This is a genomic window from Rossellomorea sp. KS-H15a (genome assembly GCF_024195245.1).
GTDB classification, from domain to species: Bacteria; Bacillota; Bacilli; order Bacillales; family Bacillaceae_B; genus Rossellomorea; species Rossellomorea vietnamensis.
The window spans coordinates 2842254-2859785 of sequence record NZ_CP096886.1 but is presented as its reverse complement, the minus strand read 5'-3'; the positions used below and the strand labels follow the sequence as shown (position 1 = coordinate 2859785).

Here is a 17532-nt window from a genome sequence, read left to right as displayed (position 1 = left end):
AGGCTAGATAGATGAATTTATATCGATTTGAAGTCACTGCCCGGGACCTTGTCACGATTGTCGTCGTAGCAGCTGACACGGATGAAAAAGCGTTTGATCTGGTTGAGGTCGAACTTGAGAAGTATTTTTTGAAAAAGCCGGATGTCGAGGATATCTCCCTTTATGAAAAAAAGAGAATCCGGGGAAATGGTGCAGGATTTGTCCTGTACGAACAGGAAACCATCATTACATCCTGAGGAGGGAAACAATGGGAAAGGTATATTTAGTCGGAGCGGGACCCGGAGATCCGGAACTGATCACGGTAAAAGCGCTGAAATCCATCCAAAAAGCAGACGTCATTCTTTATGATCGCCTGGTGAACAAGGAACTTCTCACATACGCGAAGAAAGGGGCAGATTTGATCTACTGTGGAAAACTGCCAAACTATCATACGATGAAACAAGACACGATCAATCATTTTCTGGTACGCTACGCGGCAAGCGGAAAAGTGGTGGTCAGGTTAAAGGGGGGAGATCCCTTTGTATTCGGAAGAGGCGGTGAAGAAGCGGAAGCATGCGCGAAAAAAGGGATTCCTTTTGAAATCATTCCGGGTATCACGTCAGGAATCGCAGCCGCTGCCTATGCAGGGATACCCGTCACTCACAGGGATGCAAGCTCAAGCGTTGCATTTGTGACGGGGCATAAACAAAACAATCAACTTGAAGATGAAAAATGGGAAAGCTTATCGAAGGGAATCGATACCCTGGCCATCTATATGGGAGTCAGCAACCTCCCTTATATCAGAGAAAAGCTCATACAATATGGCAAATCCAAGCATACCCCTGTGGCACTTGTTCACTGGGGGACGACAGAAGTGCAAAAGACCGTTACAGGGACCCTTGATACCATCATTGATATCGTGAAAGAGGAAAAAATAGAAAATCCAAGCATGATCATCGTAGGCGAAGTGGTACGGTACCGTGAGAAAATTCAATGGTTTGAAAAGAAAATGATCATGAGCGAGGCTTTATAGATGAAACGTGCGGTATTGTATGTGTGCCATGGCAGTCGTTTGGTGAAAGCCCGTGAAGAAGCTGTTGCCTTCATCAAGCGATGTCAGAAACATGTCGAGGCGGATATTCAGGAAATAAGCTTCCTTGAACTTGCCAGCCCTTCCATTGAAGAAGGATTCCGTGCATGCGTAGACAGAGGGGCCACTCACCTGACTGTCGTACCACTCCTTCTTCTGACGGCGGTCCATGCCAAGAAGGATATCCCTGATGAAATCCAAAGATGCATGGGGTTATATCCTCATATCAGGGTGAAATACGGACGTCCAATCGGCGTACACGAACGGATGGTCGAAAGTGTCATTAATAAAATCGAGGAGGCTGCTCCACGTCATCCATTAACTACGGTCATTTTAATCGGAAGGGGGAGTTCAGACCCGGATGTCAAGACGGATCTCAGTGCACTAGCTGAGCTTGTCCACCGAAAAACAGCGATAAGCGAGGTAAGAACATGCTATTTAACGGCAGCCTCACCGAGCTTTACAGAGACTCTGGAGTCCTTAAAAAATACAGAGGGAAACGTCGTCTTCGTGCCTTATCTCCTATTCACCGGGTTATTGATGAAAGGGATCGAGAAAGAAATCCGCAGAACCCATAATCAACATATCCTCCTGGCGAACTATTTAGGGTATGACCCTCTTGTGGAGCAGGCATTTCTGGACCGGGTAAATGAATCTCTGTGGGTCAAAGGAGAAGACTATGCTGCCAATCATGATTGATGTGAAGGATAAGCAAGTGACGATTATAGGTGGAGGAAAAGTGGCACTTCGTAAGCTCTCTGTCTTTCTTGAGCAGGGAGCAAATATTACCATCATCAGTCCTGAAGTGGTCGATGAGATCAGAGTACTACATGAAGAGAAGAAAATAGTCTGGATCAAGAGAGAAGTGCTGGAAGATGATGTGAATGAAGCGTTCATCGTCATCGCTGCCACGAATAAGCGATCGGTGAACGAGCAGGTGAAAAAGTACTCCGACAGAAATCAGCTTCTATGTGTAGTGGACGATGGGGATTGTGGAAATATGCAGATGGTCTCCTTTACACAAAAAGGGACTTTCACCATTGCTGTTTCTACAGGCGGTGCTAGTCCATTCTTAGCAAAGAAGCTTACGAATCAACTGTCTCAATCATTTGATGATTCCTTCATTGAGAAGCTTGCAATCATTTCATCTGAGAGAAAGGATATCAAAGCATCGGATTTACCTGAATGGGAAAAAAGAAAGCTGTTAAGAGAACTTTCGTATAAGCTTGAGGTAATGGAAAATGAGTAAAGCATGGGGAGTATAGTTTCCCCATGCTTTACTCATTTGTCATCTATGAAGATTATGATCCGCCCTCTACAAGGCTCTGATTTATTTTTTGCTGATTCAAATGTACAAGCTCACTTAATCCTAAGAAAAACATCGTTGCTCCCAAAGAAAGAAGATATAGCAGCCAAATGGCAGATGTCATATCCTCGATCCCGAAAATACCGGATTTAGAAACATCCAATTTCATTGCGGTAATACTACCGGCAAAAAATAAAAACCATGCAAATACTTTAAGACCTATGGCAACGGCATTTTGTTTCATAAAATCCCTCCTGTTTTCCAATAAAGATGAAAAAATCACTACATAATATGATTATAGTTCTGACCATTGAAGATATGACTTTTTATCTATTTTATCAATGAGATATTTTCTGAACCTATTTCCCTTTGTAAAGGGAATCGTTAGAAAACACTTCTTTTTTCACGAACATTTAACTTTAAATTTGTTTTAATGTTAGGAAATGAGTCTTTACAAAAGGATAAGTTGACGGTATACTAACCACTATCAAAACAATCTTACTTTTTCACTCATATAATAGCGGGGATATGGCCCGCGAGTTTCTACCGGATTACCGTAAATGGTCCGACTATGGGTGAGCAATGATAGATGCGTCTTTATGGACGCTCTTTGCCTAACCCAAAGGTCATTGTCTCACTCTGATGTGAGCACAATATCCTTTGGGTTTTTTAGTATCTACAACAGGTAAAGGAGCGGTTCATACATGAATGTATTAAAAAATAAGATCAAAGCGGAGGGTGTCGTCCTCTCGGAAACGGTATTAAAGGTCGATTCATTCCTAAATCATCAAATTGATCCGGAACTGATGATGGAAATTGGGAAAGAATTTGCGTATCGTTTCAAAGAAGAAGGAATCACAAAGATACTGACCATTGAATCATCAGGGATCGCGCCAGGTGTGATGGCTGCCCTTCAGATGAATGTTCCACTTGTCTTTGCACGAAAAAAGAAATCGTTGACGCTTACAGAGGGAGTTCTTACTTCAAAGGTGTATTCATTCACAAAGCAAGAAGAAAATACCATTTCCATCTCGAGGGAGTACATACAAAAAAATGATCGAGTCTTATTGATCGATGATTTCCTGGCAAATGGGCAGGCAGCATTGGGGTTGATCGACTTAGTGAAACAGGCGGAAGCGGTTGTTGCCGGAATCGGAATTGTCATTGAAAAGTCTTTTCAAAATGGTGGGAAAATCGTTCGGGATACGGGCTATAGAGTGGAATCTTTAGCTGAAATTGAGTCCCTTGAAAACGGAGAAGTACAATTTAAGGAAGAGGATGCGACTGTATCATGAAGGATCAACCTCTTAAACTGGCTTCACTTGGTATCCAGCATGTTCTTGCCATGTATGCGGGTGCGGTCATTGTCCCCTTGATTGTCGGAGGGGCCCTTGGACTTTCGGGAGAACAGCTTACGTATCTTGTATCCATCGATATTTTCATGTGTGGAATCGCTACCCTGCTGCAAGTGTGGAGTAATCGATTCTTTGGGATCGGACTACCCGTTGTACTGGGATGTACGTTCACGGCAGTCGGGCCCATGATCGCGATTGGAGGTCAATATGGGATCTCAGCCATCTATGGATCGATTCTCGTTTCAGGTCTATTCGTCATTGCGATCAGTAAATATTTTGGGAAGCTTGTCCGCTTTTTCCCGCCAGTCGTGACGGGTTCTGTCGTGACGATTATTGGAATCACACTGATCCCTGTTGCCATGAACAATATGGCAGGCGGTCAGGGGAGTGCGGATTTTGGTTCATTGGAAAATTTGTCATTAGCGTTTGGAACGTTGGTATTCATATTATTCTTATATAAATTCTTTACAGGTTTTGTCCGCTCAGTATCCATTTTGCTCGGACTGATGGCAGGAACGGCGGTCGCTTTCGTTCTCGGAAAAGTCGATTTCAGTGCTGTTGGCGATGCTTCGTGGTTTCATATGGCTAAACCATTCTACTTCGGGATGCCGACCTTTGAAATAACAGCCATCCTCACGATGATTCTTGTAGCCATGGTCAGCCTGGTAGAGTCAACGGGCGTGTATTTCGCCCTTGGGGATATCACTGATAAAAAGATTTCAGAAGAAGATTTAGCAAAAGGGTATCGTGCAGAAGGATTGGCCATCGTCCTCGGTGGATTATTCAACGCATTTCCGTATACGGCGTATTCCCAGAATGTCGGATTGGTTCAGCTTTCAGGTGTGAAGAGGAATAATGTGATATATGCAACGGGTGCCTTCCTTGTGATCCTTGGTCTGGTCCCGAAAATCGGAGCACTCACCACTGTGATTCCCTCTTCCGTATTGGGAGGTGCGATGGTCGCCATGTTCGGTATGGTGGTCGCGTACGGAATTAAAATGCTTAGTCACGTGAATTTTGCTTCACAGGAGAACCTATTAATCATCGCGTGTTCTGTAGGAATGGGACTTGGGGTAACGGCTGTCCCTGAATTGTTTGCTCAAATGCCAACAAGCATCCGCATCTTGACGGATAACGGAATCGTGGCCGGAAGTTTAACCGCGATTGGGCTGAATATCTTTTTTAATGTGTTATCTAAACGTAAGTTGAATGTTGTGGTGAGGGAGCAAAAAGCTTCATAATTTTGATAAAACCGTCATTTCTATTCCATTTAGAGATGACGGTTTTTTCTTCATGTTATATTTCTGAATTATCTGATATCAAGGAGGGGAAAAGGACACCGGTCACGAACATTATGGGTAGGGAATGTGTCAGAATGGAACACCTTACTTAGAAGGAGGAAGAAAATGTACGCAACCACTGGATCTATTTTTGACCAAACGGTAATGAAATTCCGCAATAAGGAGGCAATCGTAGAAGAGAAGACTGGTAAACGGTTGACCTTTGGGGAGTGGCAGGATGAAGTACATCGTGTGGCCAATGCCCTCTTGGAAGCAGGCGTAAGGAAAGGGGACCGGGTTTCTACGTATCTATTCAATACATTGGAGTTAGCCAATGTCTATTTTGCATGCGGGAAAATCGGTGCCGTGATCAATCCGATAAACTTCCGGCTGAAAGGGAAGGAAATACACTTTATATTGGAAGATGCAGAACCTAAGGTCGTACTGTTTGAAGAAGCTCTTTCCCAACCGATTGATGGGATATCCAAGAACTTTCCTCGGACCCTTTTTTGGTATGTGGGGGACAACACGCCAGCATTTGCTCAAAGCTATCATGAGGTAGTGAGTCCTTGTTCCACGGCACTTGCTGATTTTTCAGTAGAAGACACGGACAAATATGCCATCATGTACACGAGCGGTACCACCGGCAGACCAAAAGGAGTGCTCCACAGACACCGGGATATGGCGGAGCAAAGCTTGATTTGTACATCGGTTATGGGGCTTACACCAAATGATATCGGACTTGTGACAGCGCCCATGTTCCATTGTGCCGAACTTCATTGTTGTTTCCTTCCACGGGTACAAGCGGGAGCGAAAAATATCATCGTTCATCAGTTCAATCCCCAGACGGTATTGGATGTCATACAACGTGAGAAAGTCACCAATCTTTTCGCGGCACCGACCATGTGGAATATGCTTCTCCAGCATGGGGTGGAGAAGTATGATACTTCATCACTTCGAATCGGTCTCTACGGGGCTGCCCCGATGGCGCCTGTTCTTGTCAGGGCTCTTCATGAAACGATGAATGTCGACCTGATCCAGGCGTATGGTCAGACGGAAATGGGGCCAGCGGTTACGTTCCTGCTCCAGGATGAACAGCTGACGAAGGCTGGTTCCGCCGGTCGTGCCGCTTATAACCATGAAATACGAGTGGTAAGACCGAATGAGAATGGCCCTTCTGATCCTGAAGATACATGTAAACCCGGTGAAGTCGGGGAAATCATTGTCAGGGGCTCATGCACGATGCTTGAATACTTTAACCGGAAGGAAGCGACGGAAAAAGCGTTGTATAAAGGCTGGTACCACTCCAGTGACTTAGGTTTCATGGATGAGGAAGGATATTTGTATGTGGCCGACAGGGTAGATGATATGGTGATTACAGGAGGGGAGAACGTCTATCCCCGTGAGGTAGAGGACGCCCTCCATGTTCATGAAGATGTGTTGGATGTCGCCGTCCTCGGTCAGCCTGATGAAACATGGGGAGAGCAGGTTTGGGCAGTAGTGGTATCGAAAAATCCTTCTCTTTCATCGGGGGATCTAGATTTATTTTTGAAGAATGGTGATCTGTTGGCAGATTATAAGAGGCCACGGGAATATGTATTTGTGAATGAGCTTCCACGTAATGCAAGTGGGAAAATTCAAAAGTTCCTGCTGAGGGAGAATTTTAAACACCAGGAAAAACAATAATAAAGGGCTGTTGAATCAAAATGAAACATATGTTCTAAAACGGAAAAATAAGCATGTAAGGTAGAAAACAAGAGATATATGAAGAATTTTAAAGATAATGAAATTCAAAACGCCTGGAAATACTTTTCCAGGCGTTTTGTTATGAGGGTTTGAAGAAGTGAGGGAGGATAGATGGCTCATTTTGTATAACGGTTGGCATAGCTCGAAGCCACGAAAGCATCAGGTTTAATCTTCGGTTCCACACCAGTGGCTTCCATCCTTGAAACCATCTCTTTTACAAACTTACTCGTTTTATTCTGCTTCCCATTTCCGATGTCAATATGCCCCTCCATAGTAAACGAGGCTCCGGCATAAATGTAAGGAAGGACGATATCGATTAACTGAGTTTTTCTTTCCTCAGTAAACAGCGAAACAATTTCTTCGGATAATGATAACTCGTATGAGATCCGCTCATGCAATTGCAGCATTCTTCTTGGGATTATCAGTTTTCTTATACATGCCCACACACCTTTTCCTTCATTTAAGATGACAATTCCTGTTATGAAGGTCGTATGTGAGTGATGAACTTGAGAATCAGTCCCAACCATTAATCGATAGTGGCCGTTTGGCTCTGATTGCATGAATTTCACAATATGTTCAAAGACCTGGTCAAATGACATCCCGATTTCCTGTAGATTTTGAAATGAAAAGTGATGATGTTTACCGTTTTTCATCTTTTCAATCACAGCTTTCTTAACCGATTTGTGAGTGTAAGGTGTAGATTTTATCTATATTCTATGATGAGAATTTATTTAGTGTGAAATGATTACCTATGATTATGATTTTACCTAAGTCTATAAATATTTTGAGTTTCTATCTTTGATAATAGAACGTTTGTTCGGTAAAATAGAGGTACATATGAATAAAGGTGGTGCTTTATATGACTAGAAATAAGAAATGCACCCTAGAAAAATCTGAAATTATAAAGATGTATGAAGAAGGTGAAAGAACAGCTGAAATTGCCCGGAGAGCGAATGTATCCGCCCGTTATATCAATTCAGTATTACAAAAGAATAAAGTGGTCAGAAACCCACACGGGAGCTGGAAACGAAAATACAGGGTTAATGAGGATTACTTTAAGACCTGGAGCAACAACATGGCCTATATACTCGGGTTTTTTGCTGCAGACGGGTATATCAGCAGCAGCAATCATACGGTTTGTTTTTCTCAAAAGGATCCCGATATACTAGAGCAGATTCGGGAGGAACTTCAGTCAAATCATCCATTAGTGATGAATAATACGGATGTATATACACTTATTATTGGGAGCAAGGTTATGAAATATGACTTGATGAACCTGCACGGAATGACCAGTGACAAATCAAATGCACTTCAGATACCGGAAATTCCAGAAAAGTATTTGAGTCATTTTGTGAGAGGGTACTTTGATGGGGATGGGAATGTGAACTATGAAGGGTATACGGTAACCTTCGTGGGCAATTCCTTAGGCTTTCTGTTATCTTTGAAGTCAGTATTTGACCTGAGAGGCTTCACAACAAAACTGAAGTTAGTCAGAAATCATTACAGACTATTCATTGTGAGTAGATTATCATTAAAAATGTTTGCTGATTGGATCTACAGAGAAAAAGAAATATATTTAGAACGGAAGTATTCAGAATTTGAAAAGGAATCTTTAGAAGCTACAGAACTTATCAATAAAATCAGTATGGCGAAAACAATTTTAGAAAAAAAGAAGAACTTCTTAGAGTTGTATAGCCATTGTATTGATGTAAATAAAGCATGTAATGGAATTGGAATAGATCTAAAAACATTGGATATATGGTTAAGGAATGATTTAGAATTCGAGGACCAATTCAATCTGATTAAAAAGGTGGTAAGAGACTTCACTTAATAAAAGTGAAGTTTTTTTATTTCATTTACTAAGCAGGTGAATTTACGCAATGTCATTTTTCTAGTTACCATAATGTAAATTATAGGAACCTAAATAAAATCACTCATTTCAGTCTCGTATCACAAGTATACTGTTTATAATGAGACAGAAGAAAAAATAAGGATGATCAATCATGATTATCTGTAATTTGTTATATCGTTATCAAATGTTTCAATCCTATCAATAGTTATCTGGCTATAAATCCAAAGCAAGTTATAAAGAATCAATTCTTATCACCATTCAAATGCTATTATCTGACTCTTTAAGTTTCCAATCGAAATATTTAAGCATTCTTGTTATTTTAATGTTCCTTTCCTAATTACTGGATTCTGTCTATTCAGCTACTTTAGTTTACATAATATCGGAGTGACGATTCATACTCCCCATATGATTTTTCGTCCAATAATCGATCACATTTTCTAATTCGTATGGTAATTCCCACTATAAAAAAGCATAAAGAGTCCCTCGGTCCTCTCTATGCTTTATGCATTATTTAATGAGATATTGCCTTGGTGTTCCAAAATAAAGCGATTGCTGATATTCAGGGAATATGGATTCAAAACAGATGATAATGGGTGCATCAAGAAGCCATGGATAATACGTGTAAAAGCCTTTATCCCCGTTCACCATTGCTGCGAGGGCCAGTGGCAGCTCCTTCTTAAAGATCATGAATCGTACGTTGGAAAGCTGCTGATCGAATTCCCCCCCACTGATATATACAGTCCCGGTCAGCGTATATTGACCGAGATTCCGTCTCCATTCTCCCAACACTTCGTCCCTCATGGTCATATTGATCTTTTCAAGATCATAGCGGCAGCCGATACTTAAGTATAGTTCGCCTGTCGTATCGGAATGGGTTAACGTGTACTTCCTGTTATCAATGGGATTAAAGACGGACGCAGGCGGCAGATATTGAACCGTTAACTTTTCAGGCTTAAATTCACTCATGCATAAGCCTCCTTTACAGTAATGGGCTTACTACAGAGTATGACGTTTGCCTAGAAACGGTTCTCTTTCAATTTTCTTTCCACTTGATTTTGATCAACTTCCATTCACCTTTTTCATAATACCAATAAGAAGTGGCTGTACCGATACCATCAGCATGGTAGGCACCACTGATTTGCTGATATCCCTTCAGCCCTTTTCCGCGTTTCCCAAGGATTTTGACCGGTTCGAAAAACGCATACGGTCCCACCATTAATTCCATAGGTTCATTTAGATTGCCGTCGGTATAAATTCCCAGTCTTTCGTATTCCTCTTTCCGATCGCTTAAATCCACTGTGTAGGATTGGTTTGTATCCACAAACGTAATGGATGCCTTGTATTGATCTTCAAATTGAGCTTGAATCGTAATGGGCTCAGCCAATCCGATATTGACGAGCTTATTGTCGGCCAATGTATCGAGAGCCATATTGTATAGGCCGCCGCTGCCACCTGTTGCAGCTGAATACAGCATATCCTTAATACCATCATGATTTAGATCGACAAATTGAATTTTCGGTTCATAACCACCCTCATAATCAATCCGGATGTCGCTTCCCTTGGACGTCTTGATATCCGCCCAAATTTGTTTGAGAAACAGGGCATCAGGAGAAAAAGGAATCGCTTTGAGTGTGATCGTATCTTTCTTACCATCACCGGTTACATCTTTTTTATATACTTTTAAAGTCATTTCATTTACTGGTTGTTTTTCCATCGGTTCAGTGGAATAGTTCCCGGCAATGGCATGGAGCGACATAATAAAAAAGGCACCGAATGCAAATAGTAATTCTTTTCTCATGATTCTCTCTCCTCAGTGGAAAATTATTCATCATTATTTTCTCCAGAGAAGGTAATTCTATGTAATCAATATCCATCTTATTATTCCTTTTACATAATAAGAAAAAGACCGGCCCCTATTCAGGCCGGTCCATTCTTGCTATTGTTGTTCTCTTGCTTCAGGCTTTGCTTCCCAGCTTTCAATGCCCTTTAACCCACTAATCGAATCAGAGTAGAAAACAGGATCCTTCCCCTGCCTTTTTTGCTCTCTATAATCCCTTAATGCAGCAATGGCAATCTTGGCTAGTAATGTAATGGCAATCAAGTTGATGATGGCCATCAGACCCATGAATAAATCGGCTAAGCTCCATACGATATCGAGTTTCACAACGGCTCCGAATATCACCATGCCAAGAACAGCGATTCGATAGATAAATAGGGAGACCGGACTGTATTTAATGAATTCGATATTGGTTTCCCCGTAATAGTAGTTTCCGATGATTGAACTGAAAGCGAACAGGAATATGGCGACAGCGACAAAGGTATCCGCCCATGCACCCACATGGAAGCTCAAAGCTGCCTGAGTCAGTTGAATGCCATCGATCCCGGTTGTATATTGATCGGATAAGATGATCATGAAGGCAGTAGCCGTACAGATCAGTAACGTATCTGTGAAGACACCCAGCGTTTGGATCAATCCTTGTTTAACAGGGTGCGTAACCCCTGCAGACGCCGCTGCGTTAGGTGCACTACCCATACCCGCTTCATTCGAGAATAATCCACGCTTGATTCCCATCATGATGGCTGCTCCTACTCCGCCGCTTGCTACTTCTCGAATACCGAATGCATTCTCAAAGATGACCACAAACATGTCTGGAAGCATGGTGATGTTGGTGACCAGAATATAGAAAGCAAGGATCAGATAAAGAACGGCCATGATCGGAACGACGATTTGAGTGACACTCGCGATCCGCTTGACCCCACCGAAAATGACGAGTGCAGTTAGCACTGCCAGAATGATGCCGACTGTCATTCGATCGAATGAATAGGCTTCTTCCATAGCAAGTGATATGGTATTGGATTGGACAGAGTTAAATACAAGACCAAAACAGAAGGTGATGATGATGGCAAACAGAATCCCCATCCAACGAGCATTTAATCCTTTTTCCATGTAGTAAGCAGGCCCACCACGATAACCGTCCTTTCCGTCTTTCACTTTGTAGATCTGAGCGAGTGTACTTTCCACGAAACTGGTTGCTCCACCGAGTAAGGCGATCAGCCACATCCAGAACACAGCTCCTGGCCCTCCGCCTGCGATCGCTGTTGCCACACCGGCAAGGTTACCGGTACCGACTCGCGAAGCCGTACTGATGGTGAATGCCTGGAAAGAAGAAATCCCTCGTTTTCCTTCTGAAGAAATGGTCGTTTTATCCGTTAATAGTCTCCCCATTTCTCCTAAATAACGGAACTGTGCGAATCGTGTGCGTAGCGAGAAATATAATCCGAGTCCGATTAATGCCACGATTAGTATGTATGACCACATATAATCATTCAAGGTGCCTACGATACTTGTTAATAACTCCATAAATGTTCCCCCTAGTTGTTTTATTTTTACAAATAATGGTTGGGCCATTGTATGTTTACCCATTCAGACATTGTTTTAATCTATCAAAAAAAAGGTTTTTCTTCAACAGATAGATTCATATTTTTGAAAGAATATGAATTGTAGTACAATCCAATACCGGCATTGTACTACAATATTGAATGAATATACATTTACCATTCATCCTTACCCTTATGATGGAAAAAAGCGACCAGAAATAATTCTGGTCGCTTTTTGAATGTCTATTCTTTTACTTCGGATGTACGGGATTCTGCCCAGGTTTCACAAACGGAGCCGCTCTCCCCTTCATCAATCACAAATGAACCATTTGAATAGCGGTCATTTGGTCGAAGGTCTGAAACATTTACCTCTTCTGCTTTCCCTTTAGTTGTTAGTAGCCCTACTTTATCTGTATCTTTCACTGCTTCTATGCTCACTACACGATGAGGATTGGATTTCAATTCCCGAAGCATAATGACTCCGCGTTTAGCACGTGACGTTTTTTCGAATTCCGCCAGTTTCATTTTCTTCACGGCCCCACGCTGCGTAGCCAGGAAAATGAAGTCTTTCGCTGGGTCTCTTATGATCTTACCGGATACGACAAAGTCGTCATCCTTGAGGTTGACCCCTTTCACTCCCGCTGCCCTTGGTCCTACGATGTTCACATCTTCTTCTGCGAACCAAAGGCCGTAGCTTAAGTGCGTGGCAATGAAAACATCATGTGATCCATCTGTTATATGGACATCAACGAGCTCATCGTCACCTTTAAGATTGATTCCCACCAGCGGACGGGAATATCGTTGTGCTTTATATTGAGGCAGCTCTGACCTCTTGATCATACCGTTCTTGGTGACAAACAGTAAGTAATGCGACGGGTCGAATTCCTTAACCGGAATCGCTTTAAGAACCTGCTCATCCCGGTCGACCGGGACAATATTCCCTACATGCTGACCTAGATCCTTCCATCTGATATCCGGAAGCTCATGGACAGGGCAATAAATATAGTTCCCTTTGTTTGTAAATACGAGAAGGACATCTGTCGTATTCATTTCATATTGTCCCAGGAGCCTGTCTGTTTCTTTCATGGCAAGATCCTGACCATTTGATGCAGAATAAGAACGAAGGCTGGTTCGTTTCATATATCCATCCCGGGTCACGGTGACCATGACATCTTCACTGGCAATCAGCACTTCCAGATTGATTTTGATTTCTTCAATTTTTTCCTCGATTTGAGTTCGTCTGGCGTCAGCAAATTGCTTTTTGATTGCTTTTAGTTCTTTTTTGATCACACTGTAAAGTTTGCTTTCACTTTCCAGTATTGCCGTAAGTTCTTCGATCGTTTTCGCCAATTCTTCCGCTTCTGCCTGAAGGGCGGTAATGTCTGTATTCGTCAAACGATAAAGCTGCAAGCTGACTATCGCTTCAGACTGTGCTTCTGTAAACTGGAACTTTTGAATCAGGTTATCCTTTGCATCACGTTTATCCTTTGAAGCACGGATGGTTGCAATCACCTGATCCAATATAGACAGTGCTTTCATAAGACCTTCAACGATATGCTGACGGTCCTTTGCTTTATTTAGATCATGCCTGGTCCGATTGGTCACCACTTCTTTTTGATGCTGTATGTATGCATCGAGCAGTTCACGTAATCCCATCAACTTAGGACGTCTATTATGTATGGCAACCATATTGAAGTTATAGGTGATTTGAAGATCACTGTTTTTATAGAGGTAGTTTAAGACACCTGATGCATCCGCATCTTTTTTCAGTTCGATGACGATGCGCATCCCATCGCGATCCGTTTCATCGCGGACTTCTGCAATCCCTTCCACTTTTCGGTCCACACGGAATTCATCCATCTTTTTGACGAGATTGGCTTTATTGATTTCATAAGGGATTTCCGTAATGACGATCTGTTGTTTGCTGCCACGGATATTTTCGATATCTGCTTTCCCTCTGACGACAACCTTTCCTTTTCCGGTTTCATAGGCTTTCCGGATGCCATCGACCCCTTGGATAATGCCCCCTGTCGGGAAGTCCGGTCCTTTTAAGACCGTCATAAGGTCATCGACTGTACTCTCAGGCTTGTCCATCCGCATGATGGCTGCATCAATCACTTCACCGAGGTGATGAGGCGGGATATCCGTTGCATAACCTGCCGAAATACCGGTGGAACCGTTGACGAGTAAGTTCGGGAACCGTGACGGCAAAACAGTCGGTTCACTTGATGTATCATCGAAGTTCGGAACAAACTCCACGGTTTTTTTATCGATGTCACGAAGAAGCTCCATGGATATCGCAGAAAGACGGGCTTCAGTGTAACGCATCGCAGCCGGCGGATCTCCGTCGACGCTCCCGTTGTTCCCGTGCATCTCCACCAGGTAGTTACGGACCTTCCACGTTTGACTCATCCGTACCATGGCATCATACACAGATGTATCACCATGGGGATGATAGTTACCAATAACGTTACCGACGGTTTTCGCTGATTTCCGGAACCCTTTCTCCTGAGTGTTCCCATCCACATACATGGCGTAAAGAATACGCCTTTGTACCGGTTTCAATCCATCACGTGCATCCGGTAATGCACGCTCCTGGATGATGTATTTACTATAACGTCCAAATCGGTCGCCAAGCACCTCTTCCAGAGGTAAGTCTTGATATCTTTCTACAGTTGTCATTGATTACCCCTCCTCTCGGACCGTAATGTTTTCGTTTTCGAGAATGCTTCCGTCTTCTTCCAATCCAAAGGCTACATTGCTTTCAATCCATTTACGGCGAGGTTCTACTTTGTCACCCATAAGAGTGGTCACACGGCGTTCTGCTCGTGCAGCATCATCAATGCGTACCCGGATCAACGCCCGTGTTTCGGGATCCATCGTCGTCTCCCACAGTTGATCTGCGTTCATCTCTCCAAGACCTTTATAGCGCTGGATCATATATCCTTTCCCCACTTTGGAGATGGCCCCTTGAAGCTCATCATCCGTCCATGCATATTCAAGTTTCTGTTTCTTTCCGGTTCCCTTGCTCACTTTGTACAGGGGGGGAAGGGCGATATACACTTTTCCTGCTTCTAACAATGGTTTCATATACCGGTAAAAGAAGGTCAGTAAGAGTACCTGTATATGCGCTCCATCCGTATCCGCATCGGTCATGATGACAATCTTGTCATAATTGATGTCGTCCACATTGAATTCAGGACCGACTCCACCGCCTATGGCATGGATGATCGTGTTGATTTCTTCATTTTTGAAGATGTCCTGAAGTTTGGCTTTTTCCGTATTGATGACTTTTCCCCGAAGTGGAAGAATCGCCTGGAATTTGCGGTCGCGTCCTTGTTTTGCAGAACCTCCTGCTGAATCTCCCTCTACCAGATAAAGTTCGTTACGCTGTGGGTTTCTGGATTGGGCCGGTGTTAACTTACCGGATAGGACGGTTTCAGAACGCTTCCGCTTCTTTCCATTTCGTGCATCTTCTCTTGCTTTACGTGCCGCTTCACGGGCCTGGGCCGCTTTAATGGATTTCTTGATAAGAAGGGAACTCGTATCAGGGTTCTCTTCTAAGAAATAGAGAAGATGTTCTGACACGACTGCATCAACGGCTGATCGTGCTTCGCTTGTCCCCAGTTTCCCTTTTGTCTGCCCTTCGAATTGAAGAAGATGTTCTGGTATACGTACAGAAACGATACTCGCCAGTCCTTCACGAATGTCGGTCCCTTCAAGATTTTTATCCCTGTCCTTTAAAATCCCCGCTTTACGGGCGTACTCATTAAAGACACGGGTCATGGCCGTCTTCGCGCCGGCTTCGTGGGTTCCTCCGTCTTTAGTACGGACATTGTTTACAAAGGATAATATGTTCTCTGAAAATCCATCATTGAATTGAAAAGAAAACTCCACTTCAATCGTATGATGTTCCCCTTCAAAGAAGGCTACGTTATGAAGGACGTCTTTTTCTTCGTTCAAGTATTGAACAAATGCCTGGATCCCGCTTTCGAAATGAAAGACTTCTTTCTGATCATGACGTTCATCAATGATTTCGATTTTTAACCCTTTTAACAGGAATGCAGATTCCCGCAGGCGTTCACATAGTGTTTCGTAATTATAAGTGGTATTACTGAAAATCTCGGGATCGGGTTTGAAATGGATACATGTGCCTGATTTTTTGGTCTTTCCGATCTTTTCGAGGGTGGTTTCAGGCTTACCGCCATTAGTGAAACGCTGTTCATATTTCATGCCATCCCGTTCGATCGTGACGACAAGCCACTCGGAAAGTGCATTTACAACAGAAGCTCCTACACCATGGAGTCCACCACTTGTTTTATAGCCTCCCTGCCCGAATTTCCCTCCTGCATGAAGAACAGTCAGAATAACTTCAGGTGTCGGCTTCCCGAGCTTATGCATTCCTGTCGGCATACCCCGGCCTTTATCTTGTACTGAAATGCTATTATCTTTATGTATCGTAACAATAATCTCATTCCCGAAGCCTGCTAATGCTTCATCCACTGAGTTATCGACAATTTCGTATACTAAATGATGCAAGCCTCTTGAATCGGTAGAGCCTATATACATACCAGGTCTCTTACGAACGGCTTCTAAGCCTTCTAATACTTGAATGGCATCATCATTGTAATCCATGGTCTTATTCTGGTTGGCCACGAACATTCCCCTTTCAAAACTTCTCTAACCGTAATAGTGTGGTTCTTGTAAGCTATTATTGGTTATGTCTCTATTAACTATAACACAAGAACATCTGTTCGTTTACCTGTTTTGATCAATCTCTAAGGTAAACCACTATTGCTTATTGTAGCGTTTTATTTGATTTTCGCAAATGGATTTTCCGTGAACCCCTTAAAATATGTCCTGTTTCCACAGGATTATTCCCATTGTCAATGTGAGGTATGGACGAAAAAAACAAGCGGTCAAAGCCGCTTGTTACGAGTGAGGATTATTTGGTTAAAGCATGTTCAACCTTAATACAGCGATCCATAATGACTGTATACCCACGTTCCTTTAAAAAGCGATATGCCTCTTCATTCATGACACCAAGTTGCGCCCAAAATACGTTTGAATCGATCTGGTCGAATTCTTCCGCGATTTCAGGTAAAAATTCTGAGCGGCGAAATACATTGACGATATCAACAGTTCCTTCGATCTCCTTCAGGGTGGATACAGCCTTTACACCCAATGCCGACTCGATGGTAGGGTTAACGGGAATGATCTCATATCCCTGGTCCTGCATGGCTTTAGACACCATATAGGATGTCCGTTCAGGATTATCACTTAAACCAATGACGGCGATGCGTTTTGATTGTTTCAGGATGTTTCCGATTTCTTGTCGTGATGGATTTTCCATGGTTGTTTACCACTCCTTCATTGATCCTTAACGATAAATGCTTGCACTGTTTCTTAAGTCCTATTCTTCTTTTATACCATATTTCCCTTTAATTTTTCAAAATTTTATAAAATTATCTAAATAAAAGGAAGTGTCAAGAGAAAGGTCAGGGAGCGTTTTGCCATCCCCTGCACCTTCTTCCCCATTGACACTC

At 42.8% G+C, this 17532-nt stretch carries 16 protein-coding genes and 1 riboswitch; of the genes, 8 read left to right on the top strand and 8 right to left on the bottom strand.

The genetic code is table 11. From position 1 onward, the window contains the following. Positions 1-11: 11 nt before the first annotated feature. From M1J35_RS14530 to M1J35_RS14515, 4 genes are read left to right on the top strand one after another with little or no spacing between them, the layout of a single operon-like run. Entirely contained in the window at positions 12-236 is a 225-nt protein-coding gene (locus tag M1J35_RS14530) for a DUF3906 family protein (RefSeq protein WP_224519938.1), read from the top strand. Between the two features lie 11 nt (positions 237-247). Next, on the top strand, positions 248-1012 hold the full coding sequence (cobA, locus tag M1J35_RS14525; protein ID WP_098440314.1) for a uroporphyrinogen-III C-methyltransferase: 765 nt from the start codon (positions 248-250) through the stop codon (positions 1010-1012). After that, on the top strand, positions 1013-1768 hold the full coding sequence (locus tag M1J35_RS14520; protein ID WP_254651565.1) for a sirohydrochlorin chelatase: 756 nt from the start codon (positions 1013-1015) through the stop codon (positions 1766-1768). After that, positions 1749-2318 carry a precorrin-2 dehydrogenase/sirohydrochlorin ferrochelatase family protein gene (locus tag M1J35_RS14515; protein ID WP_254651564.1) on the top strand — a complete coding sequence of 190 codons (570 nt, stop codon included), beginning with the start codon at positions 1749-1751 and terminating at the stop codon, positions 2316-2318. Before M1J35_RS14520 ends, M1J35_RS14515 begins: the two co-directional genes overlap by 20 nt. 52 nt (positions 2319-2370) lie before the next feature. Here the strand turns inward: M1J35_RS14515 and M1J35_RS14510 are convergent, their stop codons facing one another. Continuing rightward, the gene (locus M1J35_RS14510) at positions 2371-2619 is read right to left on the bottom strand and encodes a hypothetical protein (RefSeq protein ID WP_254651563.1); all 249 of its coding nucleotides are present in this window, start codon (positions 2617-2619) and stop codon (positions 2371-2373) included. A 246-nt stretch (positions 2620-2865) separates the two neighbouring features. Next, a riboswitch (purine riboswitch) is annotated at positions 2866-2967 on the top strand. Positions 2968-3079: 112 nt separating this feature from the next. Here M1J35_RS14510 and M1J35_RS14505 point away from each other — a divergent pair. The 3 genes from M1J35_RS14505 to M1J35_RS14495 all read left to right on the top strand — a co-directional run bounded on the left by M1J35_RS14505 (position 3080) and on the right by M1J35_RS14495 (position 6696). After that, positions 3080-3670: a xanthine phosphoribosyltransferase gene (locus M1J35_RS14505; RefSeq protein ID WP_254651562.1), complete on the top strand. Its 591-nt coding sequence runs from the start codon at positions 3080-3082 to the stop codon at positions 3668-3670. Beyond that, positions 3667-4971, top strand: coding sequence for a nucleobase:cation symporter-2 family protein (locus tag M1J35_RS14500; protein ID WP_254651561.1), 1305 nt, complete (start codon positions 3667-3669; stop codon positions 4969-4971). The genes M1J35_RS14505 and M1J35_RS14500 overlap by 4 nt, the downstream gene beginning before the upstream one ends. A gap of 165 nt (positions 4972-5136) precedes the next feature. Further along, the gene (locus M1J35_RS14495) at positions 5137-6696 is read left to right on the top strand and encodes a long-chain-fatty-acid--CoA ligase (RefSeq protein WP_254651560.1); all 1560 of its coding nucleotides are present in this window, start codon (positions 5137-5139) and stop codon (positions 6694-6696) included. 176 nt (positions 6697-6872) lie between these two features. Here M1J35_RS14495 and M1J35_RS14490 read toward each other — a convergent pair whose 3' ends face one another. Then, entirely contained in the window at positions 6873-7409 is a 537-nt protein-coding gene (locus M1J35_RS14490) for a ribonuclease H-like YkuK family protein (protein WP_224519945.1), read from the bottom strand. Positions 7410-7615: 206 nt separating this feature from the next. Between M1J35_RS14490 and M1J35_RS14485 the strand changes: the two genes are divergently transcribed. Further along, on the top strand, positions 7616-8587 hold the full coding sequence (locus tag M1J35_RS14485; protein WP_254651559.1) for an LAGLIDADG family homing endonuclease: 972 nt from the start codon (positions 7616-7618) through the stop codon (positions 8585-8587). Between the two features lie 528 nt (positions 8588-9115). Here M1J35_RS14485 and M1J35_RS14480 read toward each other — a convergent pair. The 6 genes from M1J35_RS14480 to M1J35_RS14455 all read right to left on the bottom strand — a co-directional run bounded on the left by M1J35_RS14480 (position 9116) and on the right by M1J35_RS14455 (position 17339). After that, the gene (locus tag M1J35_RS14480; RefSeq protein ID WP_224519946.1) at positions 9116-9574 is read right to left on the bottom strand and encodes a staygreen family protein; all 459 of its coding nucleotides are present in this window, start codon (positions 9572-9574) and stop codon (positions 9116-9118) included. Positions 9575-9641: 67 nt separating this feature from the next. Next, positions 9642-10406 carry a hypothetical protein gene (locus tag M1J35_RS14475; RefSeq protein WP_254651558.1) on the bottom strand — a complete coding sequence of 255 codons (765 nt, stop codon included), beginning with the start codon at positions 10404-10406 and terminating at the stop codon, positions 9642-9644. A 138-nt stretch (positions 10407-10544) separates the two neighbouring features. Then, positions 10545-11969 carry an alanine/glycine:cation symporter family protein gene (locus M1J35_RS14470; protein ID WP_034759253.1) on the bottom strand — a complete coding sequence of 475 codons (1425 nt, stop codon included), beginning with the start codon at positions 11967-11969 and terminating at the stop codon, positions 10545-10547. Between the two features lie 260 nt (positions 11970-12229). After that, a complete protein-coding gene (parC, locus tag M1J35_RS14465) occupies positions 12230-14668 on the bottom strand; it encodes a DNA topoisomerase IV subunit A (protein ID WP_254651557.1) in 2439 nt (812 codons plus the stop codon). Positions 14669-14671: 3 nt separating this feature from the next. Further along, on the bottom strand, positions 14672-16621 hold the full coding sequence (parE, locus tag M1J35_RS14460; protein WP_179126103.1) for a DNA topoisomerase IV subunit B: 1950 nt from the start codon (positions 16619-16621) through the stop codon (positions 14672-14674). A 310-nt stretch (positions 16622-16931) separates the two neighbouring features. Further along, complete coding sequence (locus M1J35_RS14455; RefSeq protein WP_254651556.1) at positions 16932-17339, bottom strand: CoA-binding protein; 408 nt, start codon at positions 17337-17339, stop codon at positions 16932-16934. Positions 17340-17532 lie beyond the last annotated feature (193 nt).